Below are 20,431 nucleotides of genomic sequence, written 5' to 3'. Positions count from 1 at the left end.
GGGTGGCGGCTACGCCTTACCCGGCTTGCAAAAGCATGTCATTCGTAGGCCGGGTAAGCGTAGCGCCACCCGGCTTTTTTTATTACTCCCACTCCTGCAGGAACCGCTGTCCATACTGGTCAGCCACCAGCAGCGCCGCATACACCTGATCTGGCGTTACTCCGCCCGGCATGTTGTGAATAGTTTCCCCTTCTGCACAGGACGCTTCTGCGATCAGACGCATTTTGGCCGGAATATCCTCTTTAATATTCAGCTGCGCCAGCGTGATCGGCAGTCCCACGCTGTGGCAAAGCGCCGCGACGGTCTCTATTTCTTCTACCGGCGCATTTTCGAGCACCAGCTGCGTCAGCGTACCAAACGCTACTTTTTCACCGTGATAGAAGTGATGCGCATCCGGCACCGCCGTCATACCGTTATGAATCGCATGTGCCGCAGCCAGTCCACCGCTTTCAAAACCTACGCCGCTGAGATAGGTGTTGGCTTCGATAATGCGTTCCAGCGCAGGCGTTACGACATGCTGTTCCGCCGCCAGCATGGCTTTCTCACCCTCTTCAAGCAGCGTGTTATAGCACAGCTCCGCCAGCGCGAGTGCCGCCTGCGTGCATTTACCGCCCGCCATCGTCGTGGCACCGCTGCGCGAGCAGACGCGCGCTTCAAACCAGGTCGCCAGCGCATCGCCAATCCCCGCGGCAAGCAGACGAGCCGGTGCACCCGCGACGACTTTGGTATCCACAATCACCATGTTCGGGTTGTGCGGCAGCATCAGGTAGCGATCGAACTCGCCGCTGTCGGTATAGATTACGGAAAGTGCGCTGCACGGTGCATCGGTGGAGGCAATGGTCGGGGCAATCGCAACCGGCACGTCCATAAAGTGTGCCAGCGCTTTGGCGGTGTCCAGCGTCTTCCCGCCGCCGATACCCAGCACGGCCAGACAGTCGGCGCTATCGGCCAGTTTTTTCAGACGATCGATTTCATTTTGTGAACATTCGCCACCAAACGGTGCGATTTCTGCATGCAGCTCTGCTTTTTTAAAGCTCTGGCGCAAGGTTTCTTCAGCAAAACCCAGCACAAATTTATCGCCGACAACCAGCCAACGCGTTGCCAGCGGTTTCAGGTAGTCGCCGAGGCGGGTAAGCACATCAGCGCCCTGGATATATTTTCCCGGCGATTGAATGATACGGTCCATAACATTTCTCCCTTAGAGGTTGAGGTTACCAAACGCGTTTTTCCAGTCCTGCTCGAACTTCTCTATGGCTGACTCTACCGCCGGCGTGCCGAGCATTTGTTGCGCTACATCTAAAGGAAGCGTGATTGCGTCGCATCCGGCCAGCAGGCAGTCCAGCGCCTGACGTGGCGTTTTGAAGCTGGCGGCCAGCACCTTGCTCTCAGGGGCATGCATTTCCAGAAGAGACTGCAGCTCCTGGACCATGCGGATACCATCACCGCCCTGGGCATCGACGCGGTTCACATACGGTGCGACATACGACGCGCCCGCCAGCGCAGCCAGCAGACCCTGTGCGGCGCTGTATACGGCCGTCCCGAGTGTAGTGATCCCCTCGTTTTTCAATGCCTTAATCGCTACAAGTCCTTCTGCCGTTACCGGAATTTTCACCACGATATCCGGCAGGGCATTACTGAGACGTTTGGCTTCTGCCACCATTCCCCCGGCGTCACGGCTCATGGTCTGGGCAAACAGAGTGCCCCGGGGAGCGATGGCTTTTTGCAGGCGCGGCAGCACGCTCCAGATGGACTCCCGGCTGGCGGCAATAATGCTCGGGTTAGTGGTCACACCCGCGATCGGGAATACCCGCGCCAGACGCTCAACTTCCGCCACGTTGGCGGTGTCCAGGTACAGTTCCATTATTTTTCCTTAAGTCAGAAAGGTTGAATAAAGGATAAGGCGCGGCAGAGTACGGCGGATACAGGTCAATTTTGCCAAATACTGGACAAATGTAATGTCCTTAGTGAAGTGAGAGAACGATCACAATGCTATTTTTTGGCGATCAGCTGGCTGTGATACTGACGACGATATTCGGAAGGGGAGCGCTCGGTGTGCTTACGAAAGAGACGGCAAAAGTAATTGCTGTCGGTAAATCCGCAGCGTGCGGCGATATCTTTAATTTTAAGGTCATAGCCTTTCAGCAGCTGGCGGGCGTGTTCCAGACGGGTCTGCGTCAGGTATTCATTGAACCCGACGTTCCCGGTCTTCTGAAAAAGGTGAGAGAGATAGTTAGGGGAAATATAAAATGCCCCGGCAACGGAATCCCGGGTCAGCGCCGAGGCATGGTTTTCATCAATAAAGCGACGAACGGCTTCGAATAATGCGCGGCTGCGGCTATCAGTGTGGATATCACTGCCAAGCAGATCGCGGCAGTGGCTGAGCAGACTTAATATCACCAGCCTGGCCGTGTCCTGCTCAGTTGGCTGCATCTGCAGCTCATTGAGCGTTTGCAGGAGAAACGCGCCCGTCCGGGGCCCTCTTCTGGCAATCTGCTGCTGTTGTATAAGAGCGTTACCCCGGTAGAGCTGAAGCGTCAGCTGCTGTTTGCCGAAACTTATTCTGAGCGAGTTTGAAGAATGCAGCGGGACGTTCCCGGATGCGGAAAAGAAGGCTTCGCAGCGGATTTCCAGGATAACTGAGAGACAAGGTGATGTGCGGTTATTCTCGGCAGGCGTGACAAAATGCACTTGATCCAGGGGGAATGCGCCTTTAATCAGAGCCGTGAGGATGTGCGTAATATCGTGGAACATGTTTTGGATACCGGGGTATTGCCGGGTGGGCGCAAGCACCCCCCGGCATAGCCGATTAGCCCGTGTTACGCATACCCGCCGCAACGCCCGCAATCGTCACCATCAGCGCCTGCTCAACGCGAGGATCCGGCTCCTTGCCTTCTTCTTCCGCCAGACGAGAACGGTGCAGCAGCTCTGCCTGCAGGACGTTCAGCGGGTCGGTGTAGATGTTACGCAGCTGGATAGACTCGGCGATCCACGGCAGGTCCGCCATCAGGTGTGAGTCGTTGGCGATATCCAGCACCACTTTGATGTCGCCTTCCAGCAGTTCGCGCAGCTCTTTACCCAGCGCCCACAGCTCAGGCTTAACAAGACGCTGATCGTAGTATTCCGCCAGCCACAGGTCAGCTTTCGAGAAGACCATCTCCAGCATACCCAGACGGGTAGAGAAGAATGGCCAGTCGCGGCACATGGTTTCCAGTTCGTTCTGTTTACCGTCTTCCACCACTTTCTGCAGCGCGGCACCGGCACCCAGCCAGGCAGGCAGCATCAAACGGTTCTGCGTCCAGGCGAAAATCCATGGAATTGCGCGCAGTGACTCTACGCCGCCGGTCGGGCGACGCTTCGCCGGACGCGAGCCCAGCGGCAGTTTACCCAGTTCCTGCTCAGGTGTTGCCGAGCGGAAGTAAGGCACAAAATCTTTGTTTTCACGCACGTAGCCACGGTACAGATCGCAGGAGATCGCCGACAGTTCGTCCATGATATGGCACCAGGACGCTTTCGGCTCCGGCGGTGGCAGCAGGTTTGCTTCCAGAATGGCGCTGGTATAAAGCGACAGACTGCTGATGGTCACTTCCGGCAGGCCGTATTTGAAGCGGATCATCTCACCTTGCTCGGTCACGCGCAGGCCGCCTTTCAGGCTGCCCGGCGGCTGCGACAGCAGTGCCGCGTGTGCAGGCGCGCCGCCGCGGCCGATTGAGCCACCGCGTCCGTGGAACAGGGTCAGCTCAATACCGGCTTTCTCGCAGGTTTTGATCAGTGCATCCTGCGCCTGATACTGCGCCCAGGATGCCGCCATCACGCCCGCATCTTTGGCGGAGTCGGAATAGCCAATCATCACCATCTGCTTGCCCTGAATAAAGCCGCGATACCAGTCGATGTTCAGCAACTGGGTCATCACGTCGTTGGCGTTGTTCAGGTCATCGAGGGTTTCAAACAGCGGCGCCACCGGCAGGGCATAGTCGATGCCCGCTTCTTTCAGAAGCAGATGAACGGCCAGCACGTCGGACGGGGTCTTCGCCATGGAGATCACATAGGCGGCCACCGATCCTTTCGGTGCGTCCACGATCGCTTTACAGGTGTTGAGCACCTCGCGGGTTTCGTTGCTTGGCTCCCAGTTGCGCGGCAACAGAGGGCGCTTGGAGTTCAGTTCGCGGATCAGGAATGCCTGTTTGTCGGCTTCGGACCAGCTTTCATAGTCGCCGATGCCGAGATAGCGGGTCAGTTCACCCAGCGCTTCGGTATGGCGGGTACTTTCCTGACGTACGTCGATACGCACCAGCGGCACGCCGAAACATTTCACGCGGCGCAGGGTGTCGAGCAGTTCGCCGTTAGCGATGATGCCCATCCCGCAGGCCTGGAGTGATTTATAACAGGCGTACAGCGGTTCCCAGAGCTGTTCGTTCTGGCTGAGCAGGCCTTCCGGCTTCGGCAGACGCTGGCCTTTCAGGCGCGCTTCCAGCCAGGCCTGAGTCGCCATCAGCTGACCGCGCAGTTTTTTCATCAGGAAACGGTACGGCTCGCTGGCGCCTTCTTCACCGGCCAGCGCGCGCAGTTCCGGCGTCGCTTCGACCATCGACAGTTCGGAAATCAGCACCTGAATATCTTTCAGGAACAAATCGGTCGCTTTCCAGCGGCTCAGCAACAGAACGTGACGGGTGATTTCCGCAGTGACGTTCGGGTTGCCGTCGCGGTCACCGCCCATCCAGGAGGTGAAGCGTACCGGCACAAAGTCGACCGGCAGGCGGTAGCCGAGGTTCTCTTCCAGCTGTTCGTTCAGCTCGCGCAGGTAGTTCGGCACCCCTTCCCACAGGCTGTTTTCCACCACCGCAAAGCCCCATTTGGCTTCGTCGACCGGGCTGGGGCGTTGCTTACGAATTTCGTCGGTATGCCAGGACTGAGCAATCAGCTGGCGCAGACGGCGCATCAGCTGGTTGCGTTCATAGTCGGCGATGTCTTTGTTATCCAGCTGCTTGAGGCAGTTGTTCACTTCCACCATTTTGTGGATCAGGGTACGACGGGTGATCTCGGTTGGGTGAGCGGTCAGAACCAGCTCCAGCGAGAGAGACTCCACCGCCTTTTTGATGGTGGCTTCGGTGAGATCGGGCTGGTCTTTCAGTTTACGCAGCGTACGGGCAATCACTTCCGGGTTGCTGGCAGCTTCGCCATTAGGCGAAATGCTGTGGTATTGCTCAGCGGTGTTGGCCAGGTTCAGGAACTGGCTGAAGGCACGGGCAACGGGCAGCAGCTCATCGTTGGAGAGGTTCTGCAAGGTGGTGAGCAGTTCCTGACGGCTGGCCTCGTTACCGGCACGGGAAGATTTAGACAGCTTGCGGATGGTTTCAACGCGTTCGAGGATGTTTTCCCCCAACGCATCTTTGATGGTATCTCCAAGCACTTTGCCGAGCATACTGACATTACTACGCAACGCGGAATATTGTTCGTTCATAAAAACCCAGTCACCCCATCATTTTTGTTTATGCCCATGCGAAAATCTGCTGGACAATATTTTGTCATCTCCCTTTATAAAGCCACGTAAAACCCCCGTCGTCAATTGCTGCGAAAACGGTTCAGCAAACGAATAAATGCGGGCAATTTACGAAATTTAATTCGCATTGCGTCAGATAAGAGATGCTTATGGGAATGTGACGGAGATCATGCGATTTGTTGCCCTCACTCTAACCCTCTCCCACCGGGAGAGGGTTAGAGTCGGTGCGGTTTTAATGCCAGCAGAAGTGGTGCACAACCTGGGTAATCAACTCGCGAGTGGGCTTGATGAAGCGGGTTTCCAGATACTCATCCGGCTGGTGCGCCTGGTTAATGGAGCCAGGGCCAAGGACCAGCGTCGGACACAGCGTCTGAATGAACGGCGCTTCGGTGCAGTAGTTCACCACGTCGGTTTTTTCACCAAGCAGTTTTTCCACCACTTCAACCAGTTGGTGATCCGGAGGGCACTCATAACCCGGGATCGGCGGATGCAGTTCGGAGACCGTCAGGCGGCCCGGCCAGCGCTCGCTCACCGGGGCCAGCGCTTCATTCAGCAAGCCGTCGAGATCGCTCAGCGTCATACCCGGCAGCGGGCGGATATCCATATGCAGTTCGCAGCAGGCGCAGATACGGTTGGAGGCATCGCCGCCGTGCAGGCTGCCGAGGTTTAGGGTCGGATACGGCACGGTGAACGCGTCATAGTGATAACGTTCTTTCAGCGAGTCGCGCAGGGTCATGATGCGGCCGATGGCGTCATGCATCAGCTCAATCGCATTTACGCCGCGCGCCGGATCGCTGGAGTGGCCGGACTGGCCCAGCACGCGCACGGCCGTCGAGATATGGCCTTTATGCGCGCGAATCGGTTGCAGTGAAGTCGGTTCGCCGATAATGGCGCAATCCGGGCGAATCGACGTGTTTTCAGAGAAGTAGCGCGCGCCCGCCATGCTGGTCTCTTCGTCGGCGGTCGCCAGAATGTAGAGCGGCTTTTTCAGTTTTGTCACGTCCACGTCACGCAGCGCGTCGAGGATAAAGGCGAAGAAGCCTTTCATGTCGGCGGTGCCGAGACCATAGAGTTTGTTGTCGTGCTCGGTCAGGGTGAACGGATCGCGGGTCCAGCGGCCATCGTCAAACGGCACGGTGTCGGTATGACCGGCAAGCAGCAGGCCGCCCGCACCGGTTCCGGTGCTGGCCAGCAGGTTAAATTTATGACGGGTTCCGGGGACGGGCTGTACCTCAACGTTAAACCCAAGATCGCTAAACCAACCCGCCAGCAGATTGATTAAAGACTCATTGCTTTGATCCAGCGCTTCTTCCGTTGCACTGATGGACGGTGTGGCAATCAGGGCGCGGTAGATCTCGATAAATGGCGGTAAGTTCATTTTCATTGTTGACACACCTTAGGTCGTGATAGTATCAATATTCATGCAATAAATGTGAATAAAAATACATTAACGTTGAGCATAAAGGAACCCGATGTTGAATACGCTGATTGTAGGCGCTAGCGGTTATGCGGGCGCAGAGCTTGTAAGCTACGTGAATCGCCATCCACATATGACCATAACCGCTTTGACCGTGTCAGCGCAAAGCAATGATGCAGGAAAGTTAATTTCCGATTTGCATCCGTGGCTTTTGGGCATTGTCGATCTGCCGCTGCAGCCGATGTCTGACATCAGTGAGTTCACCGACGGCGTTGACGTGGTGTTTTTAGCCACTGCGCACGAAGTCAGTCATGACCTGGCACCGCAGTTCCTGGCAGCCGGCTGCGTGGTGTTCGATCTCTCCGGCGCGTTCCGCGTTAACGACGGCGCGTTCTACGAAAAATATTACGGTTTCACCCATCAGCACCCCGATCTGCTTGAAAAAGCGGTTTACGGCCTGGCGGAGTGGAGCACAGACAAACTCAAAGAAGCGGATCTGATTGCCGTGCCGGGCTGCTACCCGACGGCGGCGCAACTTTCCCTGAAACCGCTGATCGACGCAGGTCTGCTGGATCTGAATCAGTGGCCGGTGATCAACGCCACCAGCGGCGTGAGCGGAGCAGGGCGCAAAGCGGCGATCTCTAATAGCTTCTGCGAAGTGAGCCTTCAGCCGTATGGCGTGTTTAATCACCGCCATCACCCTGAAATCACGACGCATCTGGGTACGGACGTCATTTTCACGCCGCATCTGGGCAGCTTCCCGCGCGGGATCCTTGAAACCATCACCTGCCGCCTGAAACCGGGCGTGACCAAAGAGCAGGTGAGCGAGGTCTTCACGCAGGCGTATGCGGATAAACCGCTGGTGCGTCTGTATGACAAAGGCGTGCCGGCGCTGAAAAATGTGGTCGGGCTGCCATTCTGCGACATCGGCTTTGCCGTACAGGGCGAGCACCTGATTGTGGTCGCTGCAGAAGATAACTTACTCAAAGGCGCTGCCGCACAGGCAATGCAGTGTGCAAATATTCGTTTCGGCTTCCCTGAAACGCAGGCTCTTATTTAAGGTGTGATGATGAACCCATTAATTATCAAACTCGGTGGTGTACTGCTGGACAGCGAAGAAGCGCTGGAGCGTCTGTTTACCGCGCTGGTGAACTATCGTGAATCACACCAACGTCCGCTGGTGATTGTGCACGGCGGCGGCTGCGTGGTAGATGAGCTGATGAAAGGGCTCAACCTGCCGGTGAAAAAGAAAAACGGCCTGCGCGTCACGCCCGCTGACCAGATTGACATCATTACCGGCGCGCTGGCGGGAACGGCGAACAAAACGCTACTGGCATGGGCGAAGAAACATCATATCGCCTCCGTTGGCCTCTGTCTGGGGGATGGCGACAGCGTAAAAGTGACCCAGCTCGATGAAGAACTGGGCCACGTTGGACTGGCGCAGCCGGGTTCGCCTAAGCTGATTAACACGCTGCTGGAAGGTGGTTTCCTGCCAGTGGTGAGCTCTATCGGCGTGACCGAAGAGGGCGAGCTGATGAACGTTAACGCGGATCAGGCGGCAACGGCTCTGGCGGCTACGCTGGGCGCAGACCTGATCCTGCTTTCCGACGTGAGCGGCATTCTGGACGGCAAAGGCCAGCGCATCGCGGAAATGACCGCGGCCAAAGCCGAACAGCTGATCGCGCAGGGCATCATTACTGACGGCATGATCGTCAAAGTGAACGCCGCGCTGGATGCCGCTCGCACGCTGGGTCGCCCGGTGGATATCGCCTCCTGGCGTCACGCGGAACAACTGCCGGCGCTGTTTAACGGCACGCCGATTGGCACGCGTATTTTAGCGTAATCGATTTAATGTTTTGTAGGCCCGGTAAGCGCAGCGTCACCGGGCAGTGAAATTCAAAGATATTAAGGAAGCATGTTATGGCACTTTGGGGTGGGCGTTTTACACAGGCAGCGGATCAGCGGTTCAAACAGTTCAATGACTCTTTGCGCTTCGACTACCGCCTGGCCGAACAGGATATTGTCGGCTCTGTGGCCTGGTCCAAAGCGCTAGTAACCGTTGGCGTGCTGACCGCAGAGGAGCAGCTGCAACTGGAAGAGGCGCTGAATAACCTTCTGGAAGAGGTGCGTCTGGATCCGCAGCAAATCCTGCAGAGCGATGCCGAAGATATTCACAGCTGGGTGGAAGGCAAACTTATCGACAAAGTCGGTCAGTTGGGTAAAAAGCTACACACCGGCCGTAGCCGTAACGACCAGGTTGCTACCGACCTGAAGCTGTGGTGTAAAGAGACCGTTGGCGAGCTGCTGGCAGCTAACCGTCAGCTGCAGAGCGCGCTGGTAGAGACCGCGCAGAACAACCAGGACGCCGTGATGCCGGGCTATACCCACCTGCAGCGCGCGCAGCCGGTGACCTTTGCCCACTGGTGTCTGGCCTATGTTGAGATGCTGGCGCGTGACGAAAGCCGTCTGCAGGACACCCTGAAACGTCTGGATGTCAGCCCACTGGGCAGCGGCGCGCTGGCCGGTACCGCGTATGAAATCGACCGTGAACAGCTCGCAGGCTGGCTGGGCTTTGCGTCCGCCACCCGTAACAGCCTGGACAGCGTCTCTGACCGTGACCATGTACTGGAGCTGCTCTCCAATGCGTCTATCGGGATGGTGCATCTGTCGCGCTTTGCCGAAGACCTGATCTTCTTTAACTCCGGTGAAGCCGGTTTTGTGGAGCTGTCCGACCGCGTGACCTCAGGCTCTTCCCTGATGCCGCAGAAGAAAAACCCGGACGCGCTGGAGCTGATCCGCGGCAAATGTGGCCGCGTGCAGGGCGCGCTGACCGGCATGATGATGACCCTGAAAGGGCTGCCGCTGGCGTATAACAAAGACATGCAGGAAGACAAAGAAGGGCTGTTCGACGCGCTCGACACCTGGCTGGATTGTCTGCATATGGGTGCGCTGGTGCTGGATGGCATTCAGGTGAAACGTCCGCGCTGCCAGGAAGCGGCGCAGCAGGGGTATGCCAACTCCACCGAGCTGGCGGATTACCTGGTCGCGAAGGGTGTACCGTTCCGTGAAGCGCACCATATTGTGGGCGAAGCGGTGGTGGAGGCGATTCGTCAGGGTAAACCGCTGGAAGACCTGGCGCTTGCTGACCTGCAGAAGTTCAGTGCGGTTATCGGGGAGGATGTCTATCCGATTCTGGCGCTGCAATCCTGCCTGGATAAGCGTGCCGCGAAAGGCGGCGTGTCGCCGAAGCAGGTCGCGCAGGCGATTACGGATGCGAAAAACCGGTTGGTTTGATCGGTGCGGGTGGGTGCCCTCACCCCGGCCCTCTCCCACAGGGAGAGGGAGCAAACACTAAAAATGGCAACTTCGGTTGCCATTTTGCGTTTACCTCGGGCTTTTTTGCGCAAAAAAAAAGCGGACCACGGGGTCCGCAAAAGTTCACGTTGGCTTTAGTTGTTCGAGTTTTGAGAGAAACTCGATGACGGTGCGGGGACGTCAAGGGTCAAACACGTGCCGCCTCGTCTATGTGGTGTATTATTCAACAGAAAGCTTGATAGGGATAATCGTTCGTTGCTATGCTATCTATCGCCATGAACTATCGTGGCGACGGAGGATGAATAATGAATATTCGTGATCTTGAATACCTGGTAGCGCTAGCCGAGCACCGCCATTTTCGCCGTGCTGCAGATTCCTGCCACGTCAGCCAGCCGACGCTGAGCGGTCAGATCCGCAAGCTGGAAGATGAGCTGGGCGTGATGCTGCTGGAGCGCACCAGTCGTAAGGTACTGTTCACCCAGGCCGGTTTGTTGCTGGTGGATCAGGCGCGCACCGTGCTGCGCGAGGTCAAAGTGCTCAAGGAAATGGCAAGCCAGCAGGGGGAAGCGATGTCCGGCCCACTGCATATTGGCCTGATCCCAACCGTTGGCCCGTATCTTTTGCCGCACATCATTCCAATGTTGCACCAGACTTTCCCAAAACTCGAAATGTACCTGCATGAAGCGCAAACCCATCAACTGCTGGCGCAGTTAGATAGCGGCAAGCTTGACTGCGCTATTCTGGCGCTGGTGAAAGAGAGCGAAGCGTTTATTGAAGTGCCGCTGTTCGATGAGCCAATGATGCTGGCGATCTATGAAGATCACCCGTGGGCGAACCGCGATCGCGTGCCGATGGCCGATCTGGCCGGTGAAAAGCTGCTGATGCTGGAAGATGGCCACTGTCTGCGCGATCAGGCAATGGGCTTTTGCTTTGAAGCGGGTGCCGACGAAGATACCCATTTCCGCGCAACCAGCCTGGAAACGCTGCGTAATATGGTGGCGGCGGGAAGCGGGATTACGCTGCTGCCTGCGCTGGCCGTGCCGCGCGAGCGTAAGCGTGACGGCGTGGTTTATCTGCCGTGCATTAAGCCGGAACCGCGTCGCACGATCGGCCTTGTTTATCGTCCGGGGTCACCGCTGCGCAGCCGCTATGAGCAGCTGGCAGAGGCCATCCGCGGTGCGATGGATGGCCATTTCGATAACGCGTTAAAACAGGCGGTTTAAGCCGTTCAGCGCGGCGACCCGATAGGCTTCCGCCATAGTCGGGTAGTTAAAGGTGGTGTTAACGAAGTACTCAATGGTGTTACCGCCGCCTTTTTGCTCCATAATCGCCTGGCCGATGTGAATGATTTCCGCCGCGCGCTCACCAAAGCAGTGAATGCCGAGGATCTCTTTCGTCTCGCGATGGAACAGGATTTTCAGCGTCCCCACGCTCATTCCGACAATTTGCGCCCGCGCCAGATGTTTAAACTGCGCGCGACCCACCTCATATGGCACTTTCATTGACGTCAGCTGCTGCTCGGTTTTCCCTACGGAACTGATTTCCGGGATGGTATAGATGCCGGTCGGGATATCTTCGATCAGATGCGCCGTCGCTTCACCTTTCACCAACGCCTGTGCGGCAATACGGCCCTGGTCATAAGCGGCAGAGGCCAGGCTTGGGTAACCAATCACGTCGCCGACCGCGTAAACGTGCGGCAGGGCAGTCTGGTACATACTGTTGACCTTCAGCTGACCGCGGCTGTCGGTCTCAAGTCCGATATTCTCCAGCTGCAGGGAATCGGTGTTGCCGGTACGACCGTTGGCGTACAGCAGGCAGTCCGCTTTCAGCTTCTTACCGGACTTGAGGTGCATGATCACACCGTCGTCGCAACCTTCAATCTTCTCGTATTCTTCGTTGTGGCGAATCACCACGCCGCTGTTCCAGAAGTGGTAGGAGAGAGAGTCTGACATCTCCTGATCGAGGAATGCCAGCAGGCGGTCGCGCGTGTTGATGAGATCAACTTTGACATCCATTCCGCGGAAGATCGACGCATATTCGCAGCCAATGACCCCTGCGCCATAGATAATGACGTGGCGGGGTTCATGGTGCAGGCTCAGAATCGAGTCGCTGTCGTAAACGCGCGGGTGCGAGAAGTCGACGTCGGCCGGGTGGTAAGGGCGCGATCCGCAGGCAATCACAAATTTTTCGGCGGTGAGTGTCTCAACCGAACCGTCGTGGCATTCAAGTGCCAGGGTGTGTTCATCCACAAAATGCGCGTTGCCCTGCAAAATCTCACAGTGGTTACGCTCATAAAACCCCTGGCGCATGCGCGTCTGCTGGTTAATGACGGTATCCGCATGATTCAGGATGTCGGCAAAGGAGGAACGAAGAAGTCGGGAGTGGTCGCTGTAAAGAGGGTTCTGGTTAAATTCGATAATGCGGCTAACGGCGTGGCGGAGGGCTTTTGAAGGGATGGTACCCCAGTGGGTGCAACCGCCGCCGACATTATGGTAGCGCTCAATGACCGCTACTCTGGCTCCCTGTTTCACCAGACCCATAGCAGCGCCTTCGCCGCCGGGGCCGGAACCAATAACTATTGCGTCGTAATCGTAGGAATGTGGCATGGTAAGGCTTACCTGTTCTTATACATAAAAGCAACAGAATCATAACATCATTGCCAGGGTAACCCAATTATCGTTGTGCTTTTTTCCGGCAGTGGAGCACAAACCGCACGTAAACAATCATTCACAAAGCCAGGCAAACAGATTAATTTTATTCTCTGGTATAGTGCCAGCAGGCCTTTGGAAGGATTCAACTATCGTGATGGGCGTAAGAGCACAACAAAAAGAGAAAACCCGGCGTTCGCTGGTGGAAGCCGCATTCAGTCAACTGAGTGCCGAGCGGAGTTTTGCCAGTTTGAGCCTGCGCGAAGTCGCACGCGAGGCCGGGATTGCGCCAACGTCCTTCTATCGTCATTTCCGTGATGTGGATGAACTGGGCCTGACCATGGTCGATGAAAGCGGTCTGATGCTGCGCCAGCTGATGCGCCAGGCACGTCAGCGTATCGCCAAAGGGGGTAGCGTGATACGCACCTCCGTGTCGACCTTTATGGAATTTATTGGCAATAACCCCAACGCGTTTCGTCTGCTTTTGCGCGAGCGTTCGGGCACATCGGCGGCGTTTCGTGCCGCCGTCGCGCGTGAAATTCAGCACTTCATCGCGGAACTTGCCGACTATCTTGAACTCGAAAACCATATGCCGCGTGCGTTTACTGAAGCACAGGCTGAGGCGATGGTGACGATTGTTTTCAGCGCGGGTGCCGAAGCGCTGGATGTCAGCATTGAACAACGCAAACAGCTCGAAGAGCGACTGGTATTGCAGCTCAGGATGATCTCCAAAGGCGCGTACTACTGGTATCGCCGTGAACAAGAGAAACTGGCACATCAAACCGAAGAGTGAAGGTGAGTAATGAAACAGTCAGGTCAGGATAAAGGGACGCTGTTGCTGGCATTGATCGCTGGCTTATCCATTAATGGGACGTTTGCCGCTATTTTTAGCTCAATTGTTCCGTTTTCGATTTTCCCGCTTATTGCGCTGGTGCTGACGGTGTACTGCCTGCATCAACGTTACCTGAACCGCACCATGCCGGTGGGGTTACCGGGGCTGGCCGCTGCCTGCTTTATTCTGGGCGTATTGCTGTATAGCACCGTGGTGCGTGCGGAGTATCCGTATATCGGATCTAACTTCTTCCCTGCGGTACTGTCTGTGGCGCTGGTATTCTGGATTGGCTCGCGCATGCGTAGCCGTAAGAGCCAGTTACCAGAGTAATGAATTATTTGTAGGGCAGGTAAGCGAAGCGCCACCTGCCAAAACCGGCCTACAGATTACCGTGCGGTAAGTAAAACGCCGCACTCCATATGGTGCGTATACGGGAACTGATCGAACAGCGCCAGACGTTCAACGTTGTGCGTCTGGCTTAATGTTTCGAGGTTCTTGCACAGCGTCTCCGGGTTACAGGAGATGTACAAAATGCGCGGGTACGCCTGCACCATCTTTTCGGTTTCGCTGTCCAGGCCACTGCGCGGCGGGTCGACAAAAATCGTCTCACACTGGTAGCTCTTCAGGTCGATCCCTTCCAGGCGGTTAAACGCCCGCACGCCGTTCATGGCCTGCGTGAACTCTTCTGCGGCCATACGAATGATCTGCACGTTGTCGATATGGTTAGCGGCAATGTTGTACTGCGCGGCGGCAACTGACGGCTTGGCAATTTCGGTTGCCAGAACGCGATCAAAGTTACGTGCCAGGGCCAGGGAGAAGTTGCCGTTACCGCAGTACAGCTCAAGCAGGTCGCCTTTAGATCCTTCCGTCGCCTTGAGCGCCCACTCCAGCATCTGCACGTTCATCGCGGCGTTCGGCTGAGTGAAGCTGTTCTCGACCTGACGATAAATCATCTCTTTACCCGCCACCGGCAAACGCTCATCGACGTAATCCTGATCCAGCATGATTTTGGTTTTGGTCGCGCGGCCAATCAGGTGGACATTGATGTTCTGCGCACGCAGCGCATCGCGCAGGGCTTCTGCCTGTTCGCGCCATTCGTCGGTCAGCGCTTTGTGGTAGAGCAGAGAGACAATCGCCTGATTGCTTTGCGTGGTCAGATAGTCAATCTGGAACAGCTTATGACGCAGCACCGGATTATCGCGCACACCGTCAATGATCAGGGTCATCAGTTGGTTGATGAGCTCACTCGCCGCCGGGAAACTGTCCACGCGAATGCGGGATTTCGTCTGCTGATCGAAAATGATGTGGTACAGGTCATCTCCGTCGTGCCAGATGCGGAACTCGGCGCGCATGCGGTAGTGGCTGACGGGAGAGCGGAACACCTCGGGAACGGGCGCGTTGAACGGCGTCATCATACTTTGCAGGCGGACGACTTTCTCTGCCAGCTGCGCGTCGTACTGTTCTGTCGGGAGGTGTTCTGGGGTCATGATGCGTCCTGAGTGATAAAGAATTACGCGGGGATTGTAGGCATTGTGCAGGGGATGTCCAGATTTAATGGCTCATAGCTGTCTGGACATCTATACGTGTCTAATTGTAGCATTCTGTTTCCGGTCTCCTGAGAGTGAAAAGGGAATCCAGTGTAATTCTGGAGCTGACGCGCAGCGGTAAAGACTGGCGGGATGAACGTTGTAGACACTGTGACAATGGGAAGTCTTCATCCGTATAACGCCACCTAGCCCGAAGACCTGCCGGGATCACGTCGCATTTGGTTTCATCATCGCGTGCTATCGATGGGGCCTGCGGCATCCTTCTTATATTGTGGATGCTTTAACAATGATTAAAAAAGTATCGCTGTTGACGGCGCTGTCCGTCACGGCATTTTCGGGCTGGGCGCAGGATAGCGCCGACTCGTTGGTGGTGACGGCAAATCGTTTTGAACAACCGGCAAAAACCGTTCTGGCGCCGACGTCCGTTGTGACGCGAGAAGATATTGAACGCTGGCAGGCAAAGAGCGTTGTGGAAATCATGTCGCGTTTGCCGGGAGTGGACATCGCGCAAAGTGGTGGCCTGGGTGCGACCTCTTCTACTTTTATTCGTGGTACTGAGTCCCGTCACGTTCTGGTTCTGATTGACGGTGTACCGCTGAACAATGCCGGGATCAGCAACGTTCCCGATCTTAGCCAAATCCCCACCTCGCTGATTCAGCGCATTGAGTACATCCGCGGCCCGCGTTCTGCGCTGTATGGCTCCGACGCGATTGGCGGTGTGATCAACATTATCACCGGGCGCGATAAACCGGGCGCGGAAATTTCTGCCGGAGTGGGTTCTAAGGGTTATCAAACTTATGACGGTTCTTTCCAGCAGGTTCTGGATAAAACCAAAATCACCATGGCGGGTAATTACACTTATACCCGTGGTTTCGATATCGGTGCGAAAGATGCTCCGCGTCAGCCGGATCGTGACGGTTTTATGAGTAAGTCACTTTACGGTTCTGTGGAACAGCAAATTACCGATAGCATCAGTGGTTTTTTCCGCGGCTTTGGTTACGACAATCGCACTGCGTATGACGGCTATGACCATTACGATGCTAATTTTGTTGTTGATGGACGACCGGATACGCGCCAACTCTACAGTCAAAATTGGGATACTGGCCTGCGCTACAGTCAGGGGATATTTAAATCGCAGTTGGCCATAGGTTATGGTCGCAGCAAAGATCAGAACTATGACCCGAAGAAAGGGCGTTATTCAGATTCCGCAACGACGGACGATGTGAAGCAGTACACCACACAGTGGTTAAATTCCCTTGAAGTAGGTCATGGTAATATTGGTGCGGGCCTGGACTGGCAGAAACAAAAAACTCAGGCTGGTTCTAGCACTATGGATAACGGCTATGAGCAGCGCAATACGGGCGTCTTCCTCTCGGCGATGCAGCAATTTGACAGCATCACGCTAGAAGCTGCGGCACGTAACGATGATAACTCGAATTTTGGCAATCATGCTACGTGGCAAACCAGTGCTGCGTGGGAGTTTATCGATGGTTACCGGATTATTGGTTCATATGGCACGGCTTATAAAGCACCGACGATGAGCCAGATTCACAGTGAGAAATATGGCAATCCTGACCTTAAGCCTGAAGAGAGTAAACAGTGGGAAGGAGGCTTTGAAGGTCTGACGGGGCCGGTTAACTGGCGCGTAACGGGTTATCGTAACGACATTGATAACCTAATTGGCTACGACGCAAACTACCGGTACTACAATGTGGACGAAGCCCGTATCAAAGGGATTGAAGCCACCGCGCAGTTTGATACCGGTCCGGTAGGGCACCAAATTTCCTATGACTATGTTGACCCACGTAATACTAAAACCAATGAAGTTCTGGCGCGCCGTTCTAAGCAGCAGGTTAAGTACCAGCTTGACTGGCAGGTATGGGATCTCGACTGGAATGTTTCCTATCGTTATTTGGGTACACGCTATGACGTTGCGGTCGATCCGAATACCTATTCTACAGAACGTGTAAAAATGGGTGGTGTCAGCCTGTGGGATGTCGCAGTTTCGTATCCTGTCACCTCACACCTCACAGTTCGTGGTAAAATAGCCAACCTGTTCGATAAAGATTACGAGACAGTTTATGGCTACCAAACTGCAGGACGGGAATACACCTTGTCTGGCAGCTACACCTTCTAATCCGCGTCCCACCGTGCTGGTATTTGATTCCGGCGTCGGTGGGCTTTCGGTCTATGATGAGATTCGGCATCTCCTGCCGGATCTCCATTACATTTACGCTTTCGATAACGTCGCGTTCCCGTACGGGGAAAAGAGTGAGGACTTTATCGTCGAGCGCGTGGTTGAAATCGTCACCGCAGTGCAAAAGCGCTATCCCCTTGCACTGGCCGTCATCGCCTGTAATACGGCGAGCACCGTTTCCCTTCCCGCCCTGCGTGAAAAATTCCCGTTCCCGGTTGTGGGCGTCGTGCCTGCAATCAAGCCTGCGGCACGTTTGACGGCGAATGGCATTGTGGGATTGCTGGCCACGCGAGGTACGGTAAAGCGTCCTTATACCCGCGAGCTGATCGAGCGTTTTGCTAACGAATGCCAGATTGCGATGCTCGGTTCGGCAGAGCTGGTGGAGATGGCCGAAGCGAAATTGCATGGACAGGCGGTATCACTCGACGAGCTGCGTCGTATTCTTCGTCCATGGTTGCGGATGCCCGAACCCCCGGATACGGTTGTGCTCGGCTGCACCCACTTCCCGTTACTACAGGAAGAGCTGTTAGAGGTACTACCGGAGGGAACACGGCTGGTGGATTCCGGTGCGGCTATCGCGCGTCGTACGGCCTGGCTGCTGGAACATGAAGCGCCTGATGCGAAATCAGCCGATGCGAATATTGCTTTTTGTATGGCAATTACGAAAGAGACTGAGCAACTTTTACCCGTTTTACGCCGTTATGGCTTTCAAACGCTCGAAAAACTGGCGCTATAGCACGGTTTTGAGCAAAAAAGAGACGGTTGAAAGTTTTTTTTAAAAGAGGGGTTGTCAACGTCTGAGAACTCCCTATAATGCGCCTCCACTGACACGGAACAACGGCTTACAGGCCGCCGGGTTAGCGGGGTTCAGAGATGAACGCCAACAGAGAAAAGCAAAAATAATCGCTTGACTCTGAATGAGGAAAACGTAATATACGGGACCTCGCAACGGTGAGCGAAAGCCGCGTTGCAACTGCTCTTTAACAATTTATCAGACAATCTGTGTGGGCACTCAAAGTGACATGGATTCTTAATGTCTTCGGACAATAAATGAATACCAAGTCTCTGAGTGAACATACGTAATTCATTACGAAGTTTAATTCACGAGCATCAAACTTAAATTGAAGAGTTTGATCATGGCTCAGATTGAACGCTGGCGGCAGGCCTAACACATGCAAGTCGAACGGTAGCACAGAGAGCTTGCTCTCGGGTGACGAGTGGCGGACGGGTGAGTAATGTCTGGGAAACTGCCTGATGGAGGGGGATAACTACTGGAAACGGTAGCTAATACCGCATAACGTCGCAAGACCAAAGAGGGGGACCTTCGGGCCTCTTGCCATCAGATGTGCCCAGATGGGATTAGCTAGTAGGTGGGGTAACGGCTCACCTAGGCGACGATCCCTAGCTGGTCTGAGAGGATGACCAGCCACACTGGAACTGAGACACGGTCCAGACTCCTACGGGAGGCAGCAGTGGGGAATATTGCACAATGGGCGCAAGCCTGATGCAGCCATGCCGCGTGTATGAAGAAGGCCTTCGGGTTGTAAAGTACTTTCAGCGGGGAGGAAGGTGTTGTGGTTAATAACCGCAGCAATTGACGTTACCCGCAGAAGAAGCACCGGCTAACTCCGTGCCAGCAGCCGCGGTAATACGGAGGGTGCAAGCGTTAATCGGAATTACTGGGCGTAAAGCGCACGCAGGCGGTCTGTCAAGTCGGATGTGAAATCCCCGGGCTCAACCTGGGAACTGCATTCGAAACTGGCAGGCTAGAGTCTTGTAGAGGGGGGTAGAATTCCAGGTGTAGCGGTGAAATGCGTAGAGATCTGGAGGAATACCGGTGGCGAAGGCGGCCCCCTGGACAAAGACTGACGCTCAGGTGCGAAAGCGTGGGGAGCAAACAGGATTAGATACCCTGGTAGTCCACGCCGTAAACGATGTCGACTTGGAGGTTGTGCCCTTGAGGCGTGGCTTCCGGAGCTAACGCGTTAAGTCGACCGCCTGGGGAGTACGGCCGCAAGGTTAAAACTCAAATGAATTGACGGGGGCCCGCACAAGCGGTGGAGCATGTGGTTTAATTCGATGCAACGCGAAGAACCTTACCTACTCTTGACATCCAGAGAACTTAGCAGAGATGCTTTGGTGCCTTCGGGAACTCTGAGACAGGTGCTGCATGGCTGTCGTCAGCTCGTGTTGTGAAATGTTGGGTTAAGTCCCGCAACGAGCGCAACCCTTATCCTTTGTTGCCAGCGGTCCGGCCGGGAACTCAAAGGAGACTGCCAGTGATAAACTGGAGGAAGGTGGGGATGACGTCAAGTCATCATGGCCCTTACGAGTAGGGCTACACACGTGCTACAATGGCGCATACAAAGAGAAGCGACCTCGCGAGAGCAAGCGGACCTCATAAAGTGCGTCGTAGTCCGGATTGGAGTCTGCAACTCGACTCCATGAAGTCGGAATCGCTAGTAATCGTAGATCAGAATGCTACGGTGAATACGTTCCCGGGCCTTGTACACACCGCCCGTCACACCATGGGAGTGGGTTGCAAAAGAAGTAGGTAGCTTAACCTTCGGGAGGGCGCTTACCACTTTGTGATTCATGACTGGGGTGAAGTCGTAACAAGGTAACCGTAGGGGAACCTGCGGTTGGATCACCTCCTTACCTTAAAGAACCTGCCTTTGTAGTGCTCACACAGATTGTCTGATGAAAAAACAGCAGTAAAAATCTCTGCAGGCTTGTAGCTCAGGTGGTTAGAGCGCACCCCTGATAAGGGTGAGGTCGGTGGTTCAAGTCCACTCAGGCCTACCAAACTCCTTTTAAAGGATGAGCGGTACAGAGATTACAAACGATGGGGCTATAGCTCAGCTGGGAGAGCGCCTGCTTTGCACGCAGGAGGTCTGCGGTTCGATCCCGCATAGCTCCACCATCTTTTACTGCGAACACAAGAAAACTTCAGAGTGAACCTGAAAAGGTGCACTGCG

The 20,431-nt window shown here is 55.4% G+C and carries 15 protein-coding genes, 2 tRNA genes, 1 rRNA gene and 1 riboswitch; of the genes, 11 read left to right on the top strand and 7 right to left on the bottom strand.

Annotation, left to right across the window (positions count from 1 at the left end):
• Positions 1–82: 82 nt before the first annotated feature.
• From gldA to argE, 5 genes are all read right to left on the bottom strand, one after another.
• Positions 83–1,186: a bifunctional L-1,2-propanediol dehydrogenase/glycerol dehydrogenase gene (gldA, locus tag ACMGGM_RS12775; protein ID WP_414149024.1), complete on the bottom strand. Its 1,104-nt coding sequence runs from the start codon at positions 1,184–1,186 to the stop codon at positions 83–85.
• A gap of 12 nt (positions 1,187–1,198) precedes the next feature.
• Positions 1,199–1,861: a fructose-6-phosphate aldolase gene (gene fsa, locus ACMGGM_RS12770; protein ID WP_032635167.1), complete on the bottom strand. Its 663-nt coding sequence runs from the start codon at positions 1,859–1,861 to the stop codon at positions 1,199–1,201.
• 128 nt (positions 1,862–1,989) lie between these two features.
• Positions 1,990–2,751, bottom strand: coding sequence for an AraC family transcriptional regulator (locus tag ACMGGM_RS12765; protein ID WP_063944104.1), 762 nt, complete (start codon positions 2,749–2,751; stop codon positions 1,990–1,992).
• Positions 2,752–2,806: 55 nt separating this feature from the next.
• Positions 2,807–5,458 (bottom strand): phosphoenolpyruvate carboxylase, encoded by a 2,652-nt coding sequence (gene ppc / locus ACMGGM_RS12760; protein ID WP_014885691.1) that lies wholly within the window; start codon positions 5,456–5,458, stop codon positions 2,807–2,809.
• A gap of 271 nt (positions 5,459–5,729) precedes the next feature.
• The gene (gene argE / locus ACMGGM_RS12755; protein WP_014885690.1) at positions 5,730–6,881 is read right to left on the bottom strand and encodes an acetylornithine deacetylase; all 1,152 of its coding nucleotides are present in this window, start codon (positions 6,879–6,881) and stop codon (positions 5,730–5,732) included.
• Positions 6,882–6,969: 88 nt separating this feature from the next.
• Here argE and argC point away from each other — a divergent pair, with 88 nt between their 5' ends.
• From argC to oxyR, 4 genes are all read left to right on the top strand, one after another.
• A complete protein-coding gene (gene argC, locus ACMGGM_RS12750; protein ID WP_023331592.1) occupies positions 6,970–7,974 on the top strand; it encodes an N-acetyl-gamma-glutamyl-phosphate reductase in 1,005 nt (334 codons plus the stop codon).
• Between the two features lie 6 nt (positions 7,975–7,980).
• Entirely contained in the window at positions 7,981–8,757 is a 777-nt protein-coding gene (gene argB, locus ACMGGM_RS12745; protein WP_086527814.1) for an acetylglutamate kinase, read from the top strand.
• Between the two features lie 77 nt (positions 8,758–8,834).
• The gene (gene argH, locus ACMGGM_RS12740; RefSeq protein ID WP_032635165.1) at positions 8,835–10,208 is read left to right on the top strand and encodes an argininosuccinate lyase; all 1,374 of its coding nucleotides are present in this window, start codon (positions 8,835–8,837) and stop codon (positions 10,206–10,208) included.
• A gap of 326 nt (positions 10,209–10,534) precedes the next feature.
• Positions 10,535–11,452: a DNA-binding transcriptional regulator OxyR gene (gene oxyR, locus ACMGGM_RS12735; RefSeq protein ID WP_014885686.1), complete on the top strand. Its 918-nt coding sequence runs from the start codon at positions 10,535–10,537 to the stop codon at positions 11,450–11,452.
• On the opposite strand, the gene sthA is transcribed toward oxyR, so the two are convergent.
• On the bottom strand, positions 11,435–12,835 hold the full coding sequence (gene sthA / locus ACMGGM_RS12730) for a Si-specific NAD(P)(+) transhydrogenase (RefSeq protein WP_014885685.1): 1,401 nt from the start codon (positions 12,833–12,835) through the stop codon (positions 11,435–11,437). The genes oxyR and sthA overlap by 18 nt on opposite strands.
• Before the next feature lie 196 nt (positions 12,836–13,031).
• Here sthA and fabR point away from each other — a divergent pair, with 196 nt between their 5' ends.
• Both fabR and ACMGGM_RS12720 read left to right on the top strand, forming a co-directional pair.
• A complete protein-coding gene (gene fabR, locus ACMGGM_RS12725; RefSeq protein ID WP_008501784.1) occupies positions 13,032–13,670 on the top strand; it encodes an HTH-type transcriptional repressor FabR in 639 nt (212 codons plus the stop codon).
• Positions 13,671–13,679: 9 nt separating this feature from the next.
• Positions 13,680–14,039 (top strand): YijD family membrane protein, encoded by a 360-nt coding sequence (locus ACMGGM_RS12720; protein ID WP_063614527.1) that lies wholly within the window; start codon positions 13,680–13,682, stop codon positions 14,037–14,039.
• 56 nt (positions 14,040–14,095) lie between these two features.
• Here the strand turns inward: ACMGGM_RS12720 and trmA are convergent, their stop codons facing one another.
• Positions 14,096–15,196: a tRNA (uridine(54)-C5)-methyltransferase TrmA gene (trmA, locus tag ACMGGM_RS12715; RefSeq protein WP_023331591.1), complete on the bottom strand. Its 1,101-nt coding sequence runs from the start codon at positions 15,194–15,196 to the stop codon at positions 14,096–14,098.
• Between the two features lie 104 nt (positions 15,197–15,300).
• Positions 15,301–15,477: riboswitch (cobalamin riboswitch) on the top strand.
• A gap of 65 nt (positions 15,478–15,542) precedes the next feature.
• Here trmA and btuB point away from each other — a divergent pair.
• From btuB to ACMGGM_RS12690, 5 genes are all read left to right on the top strand, one after another.
• Entirely contained in the window at positions 15,543–17,393 is a 1,851-nt protein-coding gene (gene btuB / locus ACMGGM_RS12710; RefSeq protein ID WP_014885683.1) for a TonB-dependent vitamin B12 receptor BtuB, read from the top strand.
• Complete coding sequence (gene murI, locus ACMGGM_RS12705; protein WP_014885682.1) at positions 17,338–18,189, top strand: glutamate racemase; 852 nt, start codon at positions 17,338–17,340, stop codon at positions 18,187–18,189. Before btuB ends, murI begins: the two co-directional genes overlap by 56 nt.
• Before the next feature lie 382 nt (positions 18,190–18,571).
• A 16S ribosomal RNA gene (locus ACMGGM_RS12700) occupies positions 18,572–20,111 on the top strand.
• Positions 20,112–20,181: 70 nt separating this feature from the next.
• Positions 20,182–20,258 (top strand) — tRNA-Ile (locus ACMGGM_RS12695).
• A 42-nt stretch (positions 20,259–20,300) separates the two neighbouring features.
• A tRNA-Ala gene (locus ACMGGM_RS12690) sits at positions 20,301–20,376 on the top strand.
• Positions 20,377–20,431 lie beyond the last annotated feature (55 nt).

This window comes from Enterobacter sp. BNK-14, assembly GCF_047456095.1.
In the GTDB taxonomy this organism is placed as follows: domain Bacteria; phylum Pseudomonadota; class Gammaproteobacteria; order Enterobacterales; family Enterobacteriaceae; genus Enterobacter; species Enterobacter kobei.
Note: the sequence above shows the minus strand (reverse complement) of the source record. Positions and strands in the feature narration are given on the sequence as shown.

Excerpts from the sequence above, each read along its gene's own strand:
- btuB (WP_014885683.1), top strand. The coding sequence starts at position 15,543 with ATGATTAAAAAAGTATCGCTGTTGACGGCGCTGTCCGTCACGGCATTT.
- ACMGGM_RS12720 (WP_063614527.1), top strand. The coding sequence starts at position 13,680 with ATGAAACAGTCAGGTCAGGATAAAGGGACGCTGTTGCTGGCATTGATC.
- argH (WP_032635165.1), top strand. The coding sequence starts at position 8,835 with ATGGCACTTTGGGGTGGGCGTTTTACACAGGCAGCGGATCAGCGGTTC.
- argE (WP_014885690.1), bottom strand. The coding sequence starts at position 6,881 with ATGAAAATGAACTTACCGCCATTTATCGAGATCTACCGCGCCCTGATT.
- oxyR (WP_014885686.1), top strand. The coding sequence starts at position 10,535 with ATGAATATTCGTGATCTTGAATACCTGGTAGCGCTAGCCGAGCACCGC.
- gldA (WP_414149024.1), bottom strand. The coding sequence starts at position 1,186 with ATGGACCGTATCATTCAATCGCCGGGAAAATATATCCAGGGCGCTGAT.
- murI (WP_014885682.1), top strand. The coding sequence starts at position 17,338 with ATGGCTACCAAACTGCAGGACGGGAATACACCTTGTCTGGCAGCTACA.
- argB (WP_086527814.1), top strand. The coding sequence starts at position 7,981 with ATGATGAACCCATTAATTATCAAACTCGGTGGTGTACTGCTGGACAGC.
- ppc (WP_014885691.1), bottom strand. The coding sequence starts at position 5,458 with ATGAACGAACAATATTCCGCGTTGCGTAGTAATGTCAGTATGCTCGGC.
- trmA (WP_023331591.1), bottom strand. The coding sequence starts at position 15,196 with ATGACCCCAGAACACCTCCCGACAGAACAGTACGACGCGCAGCTGGCA.
- sthA (WP_014885685.1), bottom strand. The coding sequence starts at position 12,835 with ATGCCACATTCCTACGATTACGACGCAATAGTTATTGGTTCCGGCCCC.
- fsa (WP_032635167.1), bottom strand. The coding sequence starts at position 1,861 with ATGGAACTGTACCTGGACACCGCCAACGTGGCGGAAGTTGAGCGTCTG.
- ACMGGM_RS12765 (WP_063944104.1), bottom strand. The coding sequence starts at position 2,751 with ATGTTCCACGATATTACGCACATCCTCACGGCTCTGATTAAAGGCGCA.
- argC (WP_023331592.1), top strand. The coding sequence starts at position 6,970 with ATGTTGAATACGCTGATTGTAGGCGCTAGCGGTTATGCGGGCGCAGAG.